This window comes from Mesorhizobium sp. ISC11 (assembly GCF_037162595.1).
Classification (GTDB): Bacteria; Pseudomonadota; Alphaproteobacteria; order Rhizobiales; family Rhizobiaceae; genus Mesorhizobium; species Mesorhizobium ciceri.
Window position 1 is genome coordinate 6018479 of sequence record NZ_JAVSPW010000001.1, and the last position, 14215, is coordinate 6032693.

15 protein-coding genes are annotated in these 14215 nt (G+C 63.8%); 4 read left to right on the forward strand and 11 right to left on the reverse strand.

Translation table 11 applies throughout. The features are described from left to right. Positions 1 to 10 precede the first annotated feature (10 nt). On the forward strand, positions 11 to 589 hold the full coding sequence (locus RPF88_RS29120) for an invasion associated locus B family protein (protein ID WP_224621330.1): 579 nt from the start codon (positions 11 to 13) through the stop codon (positions 587 to 589). A gap of 85 nt (positions 590 to 674) precedes the next feature. Here RPF88_RS29120 and coaBC read toward each other — a convergent pair whose 3' ends face one another. From coaBC to ubiE, 5 genes are all read right to left on the reverse strand, one after another. Further along, positions 675 to 1907: a bifunctional phosphopantothenoylcysteine decarboxylase/phosphopantothenate--cysteine ligase CoaBC gene (gene coaBC, locus RPF88_RS29125; protein ID WP_013529620.1), complete on the reverse strand. Its 1233-nt coding sequence runs from the start codon at positions 1905 to 1907 to the stop codon at positions 675 to 677. Continuing rightward, positions 1904 to 2326 carry a type II toxin-antitoxin system VapC family toxin gene (locus tag RPF88_RS29130; protein WP_224621331.1) on the reverse strand — a complete coding sequence of 141 codons (423 nt, stop codon included), beginning with the start codon at positions 2324 to 2326 and terminating at the stop codon, positions 1904 to 1906. The genes coaBC and RPF88_RS29130 overlap by 4 nt, the downstream gene beginning before the upstream one ends. A gap of 2 nt (positions 2327 to 2328) precedes the next feature. Further along, positions 2329 to 2586: a FitA-like ribbon-helix-helix domain-containing protein gene (locus RPF88_RS29135; protein ID WP_013529622.1), complete on the reverse strand. Its 258-nt coding sequence runs from the start codon at positions 2584 to 2586 to the stop codon at positions 2329 to 2331. 81 nt (positions 2587 to 2667) lie between these two features. Next, positions 2668 to 4242, reverse strand: coding sequence for a 2-polyprenylphenol 6-hydroxylase (gene ubiB, locus RPF88_RS29140; protein WP_064995663.1), 1575 nt, complete (start codon positions 4240 to 4242; stop codon positions 2668 to 2670). A 70-nt stretch (positions 4243 to 4312) separates the two neighbouring features. After that, a complete protein-coding gene (ubiE, locus tag RPF88_RS29145; protein ID WP_013529624.1) occupies positions 4313 to 5089 on the reverse strand; it encodes a bifunctional demethylmenaquinone methyltransferase/2-methoxy-6-polyprenyl-1,4-benzoquinol methylase UbiE in 777 nt (258 codons plus the stop codon). A gap of 134 nt (positions 5090 to 5223) precedes the next feature. On the opposite strand from ubiE, the gene RPF88_RS29150 reads away from it, so the two are divergent. The 3 genes from RPF88_RS29150 to RPF88_RS29160 all read left to right on the forward strand — a co-directional run bounded on the left by RPF88_RS29150 (position 5224) and on the right by RPF88_RS29160 (position 7762). Further along, the gene (locus tag RPF88_RS29150; RefSeq protein ID WP_064995582.1) at positions 5224 to 6198 is read left to right on the forward strand and encodes an adenosine deaminase; all 975 of its coding nucleotides are present in this window, start codon (positions 5224 to 5226) and stop codon (positions 6196 to 6198) included. A gap of 146 nt (positions 6199 to 6344) precedes the next feature. Next, the gene (upp, locus tag RPF88_RS29155) at positions 6345 to 6974 is read left to right on the forward strand and encodes a uracil phosphoribosyltransferase (RefSeq protein WP_013529626.1); all 630 of its coding nucleotides are present in this window, start codon (positions 6345 to 6347) and stop codon (positions 6972 to 6974) included. 224 nt (positions 6975 to 7198) lie between these two features. After that, on the forward strand, positions 7199 to 7762 hold the full coding sequence (locus RPF88_RS29160) for a TIGR02281 family clan AA aspartic protease (protein ID WP_337123642.1): 564 nt from the start codon (positions 7199 to 7201) through the stop codon (positions 7760 to 7762). An 85-nt stretch (positions 7763 to 7847) separates the two neighbouring features. Here RPF88_RS29160 and deoA read toward each other — a convergent pair whose 3' ends face one another. From deoA to RPF88_RS29190, 6 genes are read right to left on the reverse strand one after another with little or no spacing between them, the layout of a single operon-like run. Next, positions 7848 to 9167, reverse strand: coding sequence for a thymidine phosphorylase (gene deoA, locus RPF88_RS29165; protein WP_275954499.1), 1320 nt, complete (start codon positions 9165 to 9167; stop codon positions 7848 to 7850). Further along, positions 9167 to 9976 (reverse strand): purine-nucleoside phosphorylase, encoded by an 810-nt coding sequence (locus tag RPF88_RS29170; RefSeq protein ID WP_337123644.1) that lies wholly within the window; start codon positions 9974 to 9976, stop codon positions 9167 to 9169. The genes deoA and RPF88_RS29170 overlap by 1 nt, the downstream gene beginning before the upstream one ends. Positions 9977 to 10006: 30 nt before the next feature. Continuing rightward, entirely contained in the window at positions 10007 to 10399 is a 393-nt protein-coding gene (gene cdd / locus RPF88_RS29175; protein WP_013529630.1) for a cytidine deaminase, read from the reverse strand. Between the two features lie 55 nt (positions 10400 to 10454). After that, positions 10455 to 11426 carry an ABC transporter permease gene (locus RPF88_RS29180; RefSeq protein WP_013529631.1) on the reverse strand — a complete coding sequence of 324 codons (972 nt, stop codon included), beginning with the start codon at positions 11424 to 11426 and terminating at the stop codon, positions 10455 to 10457. Between the two features lies 1 nt (position 11427). After that, the gene (locus tag RPF88_RS29185) at positions 11428 to 12567 is read right to left on the reverse strand and encodes an ABC transporter permease (RefSeq protein WP_024502793.1); all 1140 of its coding nucleotides are present in this window, start codon (positions 12565 to 12567) and stop codon (positions 11428 to 11430) included. Then, the gene (locus RPF88_RS29190; protein ID WP_013529633.1) at positions 12564 to 14096 is read right to left on the reverse strand and encodes an ABC transporter ATP-binding protein; all 1533 of its coding nucleotides are present in this window, start codon (positions 14094 to 14096) and stop codon (positions 12564 to 12566) included. Before RPF88_RS29190 ends, RPF88_RS29185 begins: the two co-directional genes overlap by 4 nt. Between the last annotated feature and the right edge of the window lie 119 nt (positions 14097 to 14215).

Genomic DNA, 14215 nt, shown 5'->3' on the forward strand with positions numbered 1-14215 from the left:
AGGGGTCTTGATGAGGAAGTTCGCGTATTTCTTGGCGATGCTGGGTGTTGCCTGCACCGTCGGTGTGCCGGCCGTGGCGGCGCAAACCAAGAGCGACAAGGCGGTCGCGGCACCGGCTGCCGCCGATGCGCCGCAGTTGCCCGGTGGCGCGTCGGCACTGTCCGAAACCCACGGCGACTGGACGGTCAATTGCCAGATATCAGGCGCGACCAAAACCTGCAGCCTGTCGCATCAGCAATTCAACAAGCAAAACAATCAGCGCCTGCTGGCGATCGAGCTGTCGAGCAAGACCGGCGAGGATGCCACGGGAACGCTTGCGCTGCCGTTCGGCCTGGCGCTGGCCAAGGGGGTGAGCCTGACCATCGACGATCAGAAGCTGGACGGCAGCCTGGCGTTCAACACCTGCCAGGTCGTCGGCTGTCTGGTGCCGGTGGTGTTCGATGCGACTGTCACGCCGCTGCTGAAATCAGGCACCACGCTGAAGATCGACGCTTTCGCGGCAGACACCGGACAAGCGGTGAGCTTTTCCATTCCGCTCAACGGCTTCGCCGGCGCACTTGCCCGAACCGCGGAGCTTTTGACCAATTGATGTGAGCCGCAGGACTTAAAGCGCGCGCCGCCTGAACGCAGTCTCGCGGCAGGGCGGTGCGTCACTGCAGCAGAACATTTTTCAGTCAAACGACGATTGTTTTAAGCCGTTCGGCGATCAGGGCGGCAAGCCGAGCCGCCACTTCGTCCTTGCTCATCTCCGGCCATTCCTCGACACCGGCCTTTGACACGATCCGCACCCGGTTGCGATCGCCGCCCATCACGCCCGAAGAGCCGACGCCGCTTCCCTGCGACACGTCGTTGGCAACGATGAGATCGGCGCCTTTCTTCTTGAGCTTGGCCTCGGCGTTGCGCAGGAGATCCTGTGTCTCGGCGGCGAAGCCGATAACCAGGCCGGGTCGCTGGCTGTGATGGCCGACGCCGGCGAGGATGTCGGGATTCTCGACCATGCGCAGCACCGGCGGCCCTTCGCCCGCGACCTTCTTGATCTTCTCACCGGCCGAATTCTCGGTGCGCCAGTCGGCCACGGCGGCGACGAACACCGCCGCATCTGCGGGCAAGAGCCGTTCCACCGCGTCGCGCATCTCCTGCGCCCGCTCGACGTGAATGGTCTTCACTCCGGGGGGATCGGCGATGCCGACAGGGCCGGAGACGAGGCGCACATCGGCGCCGAGCCTGGCCAGTGCTGCCGCGATGGCATGGCCCTGCTTGCCGGACGAGCGGTTGGCGATGTAGCGCACCGGGTCGATCGGCTCATGGGTCGGGCCGGAGGTGACGATGATCTTGCGCCCCGACAGCGGCTTCGGGCCGACATCGAGCAGCGCCTCGACCGCGGCAACGATCTCCAGCGGCTCGGCCATGCGGCCTTCGCCCGCCTCATTGCTTTCGGCCATCTCGCCCCTGGCCGGACCGACGAAGGTGACGCCGTCCTTCTGCAGCGTCGCGCGGTTGCGGCGGGTGGCCGGATGCGCCCACATTCTGGGGTTCATGGCCGGCGCCATCAGCACCGGCTTGTCGGTGGCGACAAGCACGGTGGAGGCCAGATCGTTGGCGTGGCCGTTTGCGAGCTTCGCCATCAGGTCGGCGGTGGCGGGCGCCACCACCAGCAGATCGGCCTCGCGCGACAGCCTGATATGGCCGACATCGTGTTCGTCATTGCGGTCGAACAGCTCGGTGAAGACATGGTCGGCGGAGAGCGCGCCGACCGACAGCGTGGTGACGAATTCCTGCGCGGCCGATGTCATGACCACCCGAACCGCGGCCCCGCGCTCGCGCAGCCGGCGGATCAGATCCAGCGCTTTGTAGGCGGCGATGCCGCCGCCGATGATGAGCAGGATGCGCTTGCCGGAGAGGCTCATGCACCCTCCCAAGGATTGACTATGCTGATACCGCAATCGGAAAAGTCAGCAACATTTCTAGTCACCATCGCAAAGCCCCGCGAGCGAGCAACCGAGGCGATCTGTGCGTCAAATTCGCGTATAGGACGTCCCAGAAATCGTCTGTTCGAAATAATCTCCGCGTATGCTTCGGCTTCGCGGTCACCGAACGCGAGCACTGGGGTCTTGAGCCATTTGGTGAAAAAGGCCCCGATGACACTACCCAGTGCAGCCTTACGCGTTCCGTCCGGCATGTTCGCAAGCCCAACGAGCAGCTCTGCCTTGGTCATCGCCGTGACATATGAGCGGGTCGCGAGCGAGCTATCCATCCAGGTAGCCACCCCTGCATCCGGCCGTGGTTTGAAGGTTTCCGAGATAACATTCGTATCCAGCACGAACATGGTTAGTCAAATTTCAGTGGCTCGCGCGTAGGGCCGCGCTCCGGCAACTCGACATCGAAACCGCCATGGGGCTCAACCAGCCTACGAATCGCGGCATAGAGTGACTCTCCCCGAGGGTCTTGGTCCACACCGTCCGAAAGAACACTCTTGGCAAGAACGCTACGCGCTTCCTCTTCCATTGAGACTCCCCTCACGGCAGCTCGCTCACGCAGTTTCTGCTTCACGTTGGTGTCGAGATTGCGGATGGTAAGTGTGCTCATGTTTTTGCTCCTTACCTCAACCTAGTCCATGAAAGCGTTGCTTTCAATGATAGCAATGCCGGCACTGCTGTCACCGAGAACTCAGATGATCTTCCAGGCGATATAGACCAGCGTCACGGCAATCACCCAGAGTGCCCAGCGGCCGGAGCGGCTGTAGCGCGCTTCGGCCTTGCCGATGGCGTGGGCGGTGGTCTCGTCGAAGCGCAGGCCATGCTCGGCCATCAGGTCGATCTCGCGCGACAGCCGGTCGGTGCGCGCCGCAAGCTCGGGCACCTGGCGGGCCAGCGTCAGCAGCGCCTTGGCGCCATCGCGCGCATCCATCATCATGCCACGCGGCCCAAGATTGCCTGATATCCAGTCGCCGACCACCGGCTCGGCAGTCTTCCACATGTTGAAGGCCGGGTCGAGCGTGCGCGCCACGCCCTCGACCACCACCATGGTCTTCTGCAGCAGGATCAGTTCGGGCCGCGTCGCCATGTCGAAGAGCTCGGTAACCTCGAACAGCAGCGTCAGAAGCTTGGCCATCGAGATGGTCTCGGCCGGCTGGCCATGGATCGGCTCGCCGATCGCCCGGATCGCCTGCGCGAAGGCCGCGACATTGTGCTGGCGCGGCACATAGCCGGCCTCGAAATGGACCTCAGCGACGCGCAGATAGTCGCGCGTGATGAAGCCGTAGAGGATTTCGGCGAGGAAGCGGCGCTCCTTCTTGCCGAGCCGGCCGGCAATGCCGAGATCGACGGCGACGATGGTGCCGTTCGCCTCGACGAACAAATTGCCCGGATGCATGTCGGCGTGGAAAAATCCGTCGCGCAGCGTGTGGCGCAGGAACGACTGGATCAGGTTGGTGGCGATGGTTTTCAGATCGTGGCCCGCCGCGACCAGTCCGGCAATGTCGTTCATCTTGACGCCGTCGACCCATTCCATGGTCAACACGTCGCGGCCGGTACGCTCCCAGTCGACGGACGGCACGCGAAAGCCGGGGTCGTGCCTGGTGCTTTCGCCGAGCTCCGAGAGGGCCGCCGCCTCGAGGCGAAGATCCATCTCGATCTTGGTGGTCTGTGCCAGCGTCTGCGTGACCTCGACCGGCCGCAGCCGGCGGGACGAGGGGATGTATTTCTCCTGCAGGCGAGCGGCAAGGAAATAGCTTTCGAGATCCTGGAAGAAGCGGCGGCGCACGCCGGGCCGGATCACCTTGACCGCCACCTTGGTGGCAACGCCGTCATGCATGGCGTCGGCGGCATGGACCTGGGCGATGGAGGCGGCGGCGACCGGATCGCCGAATTGCACGTAGAGATCGCCGACTTTGCGCCCGAGCGAGGCTTCGATGGCCGCTATGGCTTCGGCCTTCGGAAAGGTGTGCATCTTGTCCTGCAACATGGCGAGATCGAGCGCCATGTCGTTGCCGACGACGTCGGGCCGTGTCGCCAGGAACTGGCCGAGCTTTACATAGGAGGGACCGAGCCGGACGACCGCCTTGGCCAGCCGGTCGCTGCGCTCATAGGCCAGCGCGCGGCGGCGCGTGAACAGCCGTGCCATCCGCCAGCCGAACTTCGGCAGGCCGGACAGTTCCTCACCCGGCAGAGCGGCGACGACACCCTCGCGGACCAGCACCCAGCCGGCCCTTACGAGCCGGAATCCTGCACTGACATTGCTCATGGCAGCGCCAACCCTGCCGGCTCTTTGAACCGGCATAGCACGCGTCGATTGTGAGAAATGCGGTCCGGCCTCAAAGCTTCCAGCCCGAATGAAGTGCTGCAATACCGCCGGAATAGTTGCGGAAGGAAACGCGGTCGAAGCCGGCGCGGGAAATCATCGTCGCGAAATTCTGCTGGTTGGGAAACCTGGCGATCGATTCGACCAGATAGGAATAGGGCTCGCCGTCGCCGGTGACCATCTTGCCGATCTTTGGAATGGCATTGAACGACCAGGCTTCATAGGCCTTGTCGAGCAGCGGCATCTCGACCTCGGAAAATTCCAGGCACAGGAAGCGCCCACCGGGCTTCAGCACGCGAAACGCTTCGCCCAAGGCCACCTCGATGCGCGGTACGTTGCGGATGCCGAAAGCGATGGTATAGGCATCGAATGTGGCATCAGGGAAGGGCAGTTCCTCGGCATTGGCCTCGACGAAATCGGTGTTGCCGGACAGGCCCTTCTTTTCGGCCCGGTCGCGGCCGACAGCCAGCATCGAGCCATTGATGTCGAGCACGGTGGCATGGGCATTGCCGTGGCTGGCATCGACGATGCGAAAGGCAATGTCGCCGGTGCCTCCGGCAACGTCGAGCACCTTCCAGCCCGCCCGTTTAGGCGGATTGAGCCAGGTGACCATGGCGTCCTTCCACAGCCGGTGCAGGCCGGCCGACATCAGATCGTTCATCAGGTCGTAGCGGTTGGCGACCTTGTGGAAAACATCGTTGACCAGGGACTGCTTGTCGCCAGCCCCTACACGCTTGAAACCATAGGAGGTTTCCATGCCGCCCGCGGCCGTGGTTCTCTCAACTGACATTTTTTTGATCCGTCATAAAACCGGCGGGACCATAGCCGATCGATGGTGCGGGCGCTATTGTTTAAGGCGCGGTGTTCAGCCGCGCTTCCAGGTGGCGGGTTTTCGAGACCTGGACGGACCGACGGGATGATTGAATGCCTTTGAAAGCGGAACTGCACTGCCACATCGAAGGGGCAGCGGCGCCCGAACTCGTCATCCGCCAGGCGCAGAAATACGGCAAGGACACCTCGCCCTATATCCAGAACGGCTCCTTCGTCTGGCACGATTTCACCTCCTTCCTGGCGGCTTATGATTTTTCCGCCGATCTGTTCCGGACCGAGGAGGACTATGCGCGGCTGGCCGACCACTATCTGACCAGCCTTGCCCGCGATGGCGCCATCTATTCCGAGGTGTTCACCTCGCCGGACCACGCTAAAAAAGCCGGCCTGTCGCCCAAGGCCTATACCGACGCGCTCGGCGAAGGCATGGCCCGCGCCAAGGCCAAGACCGGCATCGAGGGCCGCATGATCGTCACCGGCGTGCGCCATGTCGGCGTCGAGTCGATCGAGCAGGCGGCGCGCTTCGCGGCGCGCTGCGGGCATCCGCTGGTCACCGGTTTCGGCGTTGCCGGCGATGAGCGGATCGGTGATATGGAGGACTATGTCAGGGCTTTCGAGATCGCTCGCGAAGCCGGGCTCGGCATCACCATCCATGCCGGCGAACTGACGGGCTGGGAGACCGTCCAGGCGGCGCTGGATCACATCCGTCCGTCCCGCATCGGCCATGGCGTGCGCGCCATCGAGAACCTGGACCTCGTCCGGCGCATCGCCGACGAGGGCATCGTGCTGGAATGCTGCCCCGGTTCCAACATCGCGCTCAAGGTGTTCGACAGTTTCGCCGATCATCCGTTTCCGGCCCTGCAGGCGGCAGGCTGCAAGGTGACGCTCAATTCCGACGATCCGCCCTATTTCTGGACCTCGCTCAAGCGTGAATACGATATCGCTGCCGAGCATTTCTCGATGAACGACAAGGCGCTGACCGCCGTCACCAGAACGGCCATCGAGGCCGCTTTCGTCGATAGAAAGACAAAGACGGCACTTCTTGCCCGGTTGAACAGCGCGGCACGCTGATTTCCGCCGACAAAGCTGTGGTCGGTGCGGGCCAAGCGGTTCCTTGGCCGGCGCATTGCCGCTAGGGTTCGCCCAGGCAGCTTGAAGCGCGGCGCGTCCGAAAGGGCGATGCGCGCATTTTCGGGCGCAGGCATCAGGAGAACACCATGCAGGGCGTCACCGTCGTCGACCACCCGCTTGTCCAGCACAAGCTGACCATCATGCGCAAGAAGGAAACCTCGACGGCGGGCTTCCGCCGGCTGCTGCGCGAAATCTCGCTGCTGCTCGGCTACGAGGTCACCCGCAATCTCGAACTGACGACGACGACCATCGAAACGCCGATGGAAACGATGGAAGCGCCGACGCTCGAGGGCAAGAAACTGGTCTTCGCCTCGGTGCTGCGCGCCGGCAACGGCTTGCTGGAAGGCCTGCTCGACCTGGTACCGGCGGCGCGCGTCGCCCATGTCGGTCTCTACCGCGATCACGAAACGCTGGAGGCGGTCGAATATTTCTTCAAGGCGCCGAGCGACCTCGCCGACCGGCTGGTGATCGTCGTCGATCCGATGCTGGCCACCGCCAATTCGGCGATCGCGGCGATCGACAAGCTGAAAGAGCGCGGCGCCACCAACATCCGTTTCCTTTGCCTGCTGGCGGCGCCCGAAGGCATCGAGCGCTTCATCAAGGCGCATCCGGACGTTCCCGTCTTCACCGCTTCGATCGACCGCCAGCTCAACGAGAAGGGCTACATCATGCCCGGCCTCGGCGACGCCGGCGACCGCATGTACGGGACCAAGTAATATCAGACCAAGTCGCCTGGTACGATTTACCAAATATTTACGCAAAGGCGCGGTTTTGGCGCGCGTTAAAGCGGCAAACACCATCCGGGCTTAATGATCGGCTGTCACTACAGCGCCGCGCGTCCGTTTCGGACGCGCAAAGGACGCTGTAGCACTTTGATTTTGTGCATGAGCCTTTCCGAAAATCGTTCCCGATTTTCGGGGTCATGCGGCGAGGCCGATCCATGCTGCGCAAACTTCTGATCCTCGCCGTTTTCGCCGGTACATCGGCATCGGTACCGATTGTGTATCAGTCGAATCCGCAACTCGTCGAAAACCTGCTGAGGTCGGCGGTGCCGGGCAAACAAGCGGTCGAAGCCCAGCCGAACGTCAATCTGGCATCGGTGCCCAACAAGCCCGCGGCACCGCTGCCGATGGGCCGCAAGGTCCTCGTCGCGGCAGACGAACGCGGGCATTTCTCGTCACCCTTCAAGCTCAACGGACGTCAGGTCGACGGCATGATCGACACCGGCGCTACATTGGTCGCCATCAACATTTCGACGGCACGCAGGATCGGCCTGTCGCTGAACGCTTCCGACTTCAATCGCCAGGTCAACACCGCCAACGGCACCATCAAGGCGGCCGTGGCCATGATCGACCGCCTGCAGATCGGCAGCATCACCGTCAATGACGTCCAGACCATCGTGCTCGACGACAGGGCGCTGCGCACCAATCTGATCGGCATGAGCTTCCTCAACCGGCTCGACAAATACCAGGTCGAGAACGGCACGCTGCTGCTCGTCCAGTAAGGCTATTCGTTTTCCCAAATTCCCAAGGGAAAGCGCTATGCGCTTTTCCCAGGGAGAACCGTTTCACACTTTTCCTGGAATTGCTCTAGCCGCGCGGCAGAATCCGCCGGATGACCGACTTGTCGGCGGGCGGCTTCGAGGCGCCGACCATATAGGCCGAAAGCACGGTTGCCGCGGCGGCCTCGGCATCGGCCGATGAGCGGGCATGGATCAGCGCCAGCGGCTCGCCGATCCCAACCTCCGCACCGACCGGCAATAGTCTGGTGATGCCGACCGCAGGGTCGATCTGGTCGTCCGGCCGCGTGCGTCCACCTCCCAGGCCGACCACGGCGAGCCCGATATCGCGGGTGGCGATGCCGGTGACGAAGCCATTTGCGGTCGCCTTGACGGCAAGTTCGATCGCCGCCGCAGGCAGATATTTTTCCGGTTTCTCGATGAAATCGGCGGGGCCGCCAAGCGCGGCCACCATGCGTGCGAAAGTGGCGGCGGCGCGGCCGCTGGCGAGCGTCTCGGTGGCGCGCCGCATGCCATCCTGGTTGGACGACACCAGCCCGGCCGACTGCAGCATTTCGGCGGCCAGCGCCAGCGTCACATCTTCGAGCCGACGGTCACGATACCGGCCGGTGAGGAAATCGACGGCGTTGCGCACCTCGACTGCGTTGCCGGCGGCCGACGCCAGCGGCTCGTTCATGCCGGTGATCAACGCCGAGGCCTTCAGTCCGGCGCCGTTGGCGATCTCAACCAGGCTGTTGGCGAGTGCGGTGGCGTCGCGCGATTTTTCCATGAAGGCGCCGTTGCCGACCTTGACGTCGAGCACCAGCGATTGCAGCCCGGCCGCCAGCTTCTTCGACAGGATCGAAGCGGTGATCAGCGGCACCGATTCGACCGTGCCGGAGACGTCGCGGATCGCATAGAGTCGTCGATCGGCGGGCGCGAGGTCGGCGGTCTGGCCGATGATGGCACAGCCTGTTTCGAGCACCGCCTTGCGAAACAGCGCGACATCGGGCTGGCTGATGTAGCCCGGGATGGCATCCATCTTGTCCAGCGTACCGCCGGTGTGGCCAAGGCCACGGCCCGAGATCATCGGCACATAGGCGCCGCAGGCGGCGACGATCGGCGCCAGCATCAGCGAGACATTGTCACCGACGCCGCCGGTCGAATGCTTGTCGGTGACCGGGCCAGGCAGGTCCGACCAGTCGAGCACATCGCCGGAATCGCGCATCGCCAGCGTCAGCGCCACGGCCTCGTCGCGGTTCATGCCGTTGAAGAACACCGCCATGGCGAAGGCGCCGGCCTGGCCGTCGGTAACGGCGCCTGACGTCACGCCCGCGACGAAGCCGGCGATCTCCTCCTCCGACAGCCTCAGGCCATCGCGCTTGCGGCGGATGATTTCCTGGGGAAGCATCAGATCTCCAGCAGTCCGTCGCGGAACACGCGCTGCAGGATCGTCGCCAGCCGCGCGCCGCCGACCGGCGCCATGTCCTTGGTCTCCTGGTGCGAAAGCTCGGCCCCGGTCATGCCGGCCGCCAGATTGGTGATGACCGAACAGGCGGCGACGCGCAGTCCGAGGAAGCGGGCGAGAATGACCTCCGGTACGGTCGACATGCCGACCGCATTGGCGCCCATGATGCGCGCCATGCGGATTTCGGCCGGCGTTTCGAAGCATGGGCCGGAGAACCACATATAGACGCCCTTGTGCAGGGTGGTGCCGGTCGCTTTTGCCGCCCGCTCGATGGCCTGGCGGATGCCGGCATCATAGGCTTCGGTCAGGCCGACGAAACGCCGGTCGCTTGGTTCGCCGATCAGCGGGTTGGTGCCCGAGAAATTGATGTGGTCCGATATCAGCATCACCGAGCCCGGCGGCATGTCCGGATCGACCGAGCCGGCGGCATTGGTGAGGATCAGTTTCGTGATGCCGATGCCGGCAAGCACTTCCAGCACCGGCCGCATCGCCGCGGCGTTGCCGTGCTCATAGTAATGGGCACGGCCCGACAGCAGCAGCACCGGCACGCCGGCAAACAGCCCTGCCACCACTTCGCCGGCGTGCCCGGTGACACCGCTTCTGGGAAAGCCGGGCAGGTCGGCATAGGAGATGCGGATCGGGTCCTCGATCTGGTCGACCAGACCGCCGAGGCCCGAGCCGAGCACCAGTGCCGTGGCCGGCGCCAGGCCGTCCAGCTTTTCGACGAGATGATCCAGGGCTTTTTCCGTCATCGTTGCCAGCTGTTCATTTGAGCCCGTTGCTCATTTCAAAATATCGCCGCGGAAGCCGTAAGGCAGCATGTCGCCCATGGTCACGGTTTCGGCCACACCCGCATTGTCGCAGAGATAGAGCTTTGTTTCCGGCCGGCAGAATTCGGCAAGCCGCTGGCGGCAGCCGCCGCAAGGCGAGCATTTGGCCATGCGTTCGGCAAGCACGGCGATTTCCACGATCTTGCCGCCGCCGCCCATAATGTAGTGGCCGAGCGCCGTGGTCTCGGCGCACCAGCCTTCCGGATAGGAGGCGACTTCGATGTTGGCGCCGGTAAAGACGCGCCCGTCCTCGGTGCGCAAGGCAGCGCCGACCGGAAACTTAGAATAGGGCGCGTAGGCCTTGGCCATGGCGGCCTTGGCGGCCTCGAACAGATCATGCGACATTCAGCGTTCTCTCCGATGATCGTGTTCAAAACCCGGCGCAAAGCCGACCCGTCGCTCAACGTTCCTTGACATAAGGCACGCCGCCGGCGCGTGGCGGGATTGCCTTGCCGATGAAGCCGGCGAGCAGGATGACGGTGAGGATGTAGGGCAACGCCTGCATGAACTGCGCCGGCACCTTGCCGATGATGGGCAGCGGGGATCCTTGCAGGCGGATCGACGCAGCGTCCAGGAAGCCAAACAGCAGGCAGGCGAACATGGCGTTGACCGGCTTCCACTTGGCGAAGATCAAGGCTGCCAGCGCGATATAGCCCTTGCCGGCAGTCATGTCCTTCACGAAGCCGCCATTTTGCACCATCGACAGGTAGGCGCCGGCAATGCCGGTGAGGATGCCGGTGCAGATCAGCGCCCGGTAGCGCAGCCAGGCGACCGAGATGCCGGCGGTGTCGACGGCGGCCGGGTTCTCGCCGACGGCGCGAAGGCGCAGGCCGAAGCGGGTGCGAAACAGCACCCACCAGGTGAACGGCACCATCAGGAAGGCAAGATAGACCAGGATCGAGTGGCCCGACAGGAGTTCGGCATAGATCGGTCCGATGATCGGCACGTCGCGGATGGCCTCGGCGCCCGGCAAGGTGATGGCCTCGAAGCGCTCGCCCGGTTGCAGCGCCGGCGTGCGCCCGCCCTGCTGGAACCAGGCCTGGCCGAGGATGATGGTTGAGCCGGCGGCGATGAAATTGATCGCCACGCCGGAGACGATCTGGTTGCCGCGATGAGTGATCGAGGCAAAGCCGTGGATCATGGCGAAGGCGACCGAGATCACGACCGCCATGCCGAGGCCGAGAAAGGCCGAATGGAACACGGAAGCTGCGGCCGCTCCGGCGAAGGCGCCGACAAGCATCTTGCCTTCGAGGCCGATGTCGAAGATGCCGGCGCGTTCCGAATAGAGCCCGGCGAGGCAAGCAAGCAACAGCGGCACCGAGAGGCGGATGGTGGAGTCCAGTGTCTGGATGATCGCGTTGAACACATCCATCTCAGGCACCTTTCCCCTTGACCGCTTCCATGCCGACCGATCGCGGACTGAACGAGGCAAACAGCGCCTGGATGTAGGGCCGGAACATGTGCTCGAGGGCACCGGCAAACAGGATCACCAGGCCTTGAATGATGACGATCATGTCGCGGCTGATTGCCGGCATCTCGAAGGCGAGTTCGGCGCCGCCCTGGTAGAGCATGCCGAACAGGACCGCCGCCAATACGATGCCGACAGGGTGCAGGCGGCCCATCAGCGCCACGGCGATGCCGACGAAGCCGGCGCCGGAAACGAAGTCGATGGCGACATTGTGCTGATCGCCCATCACCGGATTGAGCGCCATCATGCCGGCCAGTGCGCCCGAGATCATCATGGCGGTGATGATGATGCGGGTCTCGGAAATGCCGGCATAGCGTGCCGCCTTCGGGCTGTGACCGTAGGTGCGCATCTCGTAGCCGAGCTTGGTGCGCCAGATCAGCAGCCAGACCAGGAAGGCCATGACCAGCGCCAGCAGGAAGGTGACGTTGAGCGGCGCCGAACGGATCTTGGCGCCGAACAGCTCGATGATCCAGTTGAGTTTGGGCAATTCCGCGCCGGCGAGGAAGTTGCGCGTCTGCGGCGCTTGCGAGGCGGCTGGCTTCAACGGGCCGACCAGCAGGTAAACCATGATCGAGGCGGCGATGAAGTTGAACATGATGGTGGTGATGACGATGTGCGAGCCACGCTTGGCCTGCAGATAGGCCGGGATAAGCGCCCACAATGCGCCCACCGCCGCCGCAGCAATGATCGCCAGCGGGAAGGTCAGCCACCATGGCAGTGTGCTGTCGAAGCTCAGGCAGACGATGGCGATGCCAAGGCCGGCGATGTAGGCCTGCCCCTCGGTGCCGATGTTGAACAGGCCGCAATGCGCGGCCACCGCCACCGAAAGCCCGGTGAAGATGAAGGTGGTGGCATAAAACAGGGTGAAGGCGATGCCTGTGCCTTTGCCGAAGGCGCCTTCGACCAGGATGACGGCGGCGCGCAACGGATTCTCGCCGACCAGAAGCACGACGAAGCCGGCGACGACGAAGGCGACGAACAGATTGATCAGCGGGATCAGGCCATAGTCGGCCCAGGCCGGCAGTTTGGCGTAAGGCGTGCTCAAAGTGCTGCCTCCTGGTGCTCGATGCCGGCCATCAGCAGGCCGAGCTCGCCCTCGGTCGCTTCGGAGCCGCGCTCGCCGACGATGCGGCCGGCAAACATCACCAGGATACGGTCGGACAGCGAACGGATCTCGTCCAGCTCGACCGACACCACCAGCACCGCCTTGCCCTGGTCGCGCATGGCGATCAGGCGCTTGTGGATGAACTCGATGGCGCCGACATCGACGCCGCGTGTCGGCTGGCCGACGATCAGCACGCCCGGGTCCTGTTCCATCTCCCGTGCCAGCACGATCTTCTGCTGGTTGCCGCCGGAGAAATTGGCGGTCTTCAGCCGGCAGTCGGCCGGGCGGATGTCGTATTTGGCGATCTTGTCCCTGGCATCGTTGCGGATGGCATCGATGTTGAGGAACGGCCCCTTCAAATAGCGGGGATCATCGTGATAGCCGAGGATCGAATTCTCGTTCTCCTCGAAGGCCAGCACCAGCCCGACGTGATGGCGGTCCTCCGGCACATGCGCCAAGCCACGGTCGCGCAACTCTCCGGGGTCGGCGGCACCGGTCAGGTCGATCGGCTTGCCATCCAGCATGACCGAGCCGGAAACGGCACGCCTGATGCCGGAAATCGCCTCGAGCAGTTCGGATTGTCCGTTGCCGGCGACACCGGCGATGCCGACGATCTCGCCGGCCCTGATATCGAAGGAGATGTCGTCGACCATGGTGACGCCGCGCGTATCCCTGACCGTCAGGTTCTTGACTGCGAGCTTGACGGCGCCGGCCTCTGCCTCGCCCTTCTCGACCCGCAAGAGCACGCGCCGGCCGACCATCAGCTCGGCCAGTTCCTCGACAGTCGTCTTCCTGGTCTCGCGCGTCGCCACCATCGTGCCCTGGCGCATGACCGACACCGTGTCGGTGATGGCCATGATCTCGCGCAGTTTGTGGGTGATCAGCACCACCGTCTTGCCCTGGTCCTTCAACTGCCGAAGGATGCGGAACAGATGGTCGGCCTCGGCCGGCGTCAAAACGCCCGTCGGCTCGTCGAGGATCAGGATCTCGGCGCCGCGATAGAGCGCCTTCAGGATCTCGACACGCTGCTGCAGGCCGACCGGCAGTTCCTCGATGATTGCATCGGGATCGACTTCCAGCCCGTATTCACGCTCCAGCCGCTCCAGTTCGGAGCGCGCCTTGGCGATGCTCTTCTTCAAGAGCGCATCGCTTTCGGCGCCGAGGATGACGTTCTCCAGCACCGTGAAATTGTCGACCAGCATGAAGTGCTGATGCACCATGCCGATGCCGAGCGCGATGGCGTCATTGGGGGTCTTGATCGAAGCCGGCTGGCCGCCAACGCGGATCTCGCCGCTGTCGGCCTGGTAGAAGCCGTAGAGGATCGACATCAGCGTCGACTTGCCAGCGCCGTTCTCGCCGACAATGCCGTGGATCGTGCCGCGACCGATCTCAAGATTGATGTCCCGGTTGGCGCGCACCGCACCAAAACTCTTGTTGATGCCGATCAACTCGATTGCGGCTTGCGCCATGCAGCCTGTCCCACTCTTATTTTTTTATCGCTTGGTCAAAACGCCTAGCATGACGCTCCGCCCGTGCCAATTGGCGGAGCAGGTTCACTCTCGACAAATCCCGGTGCGCTTGTCAATTT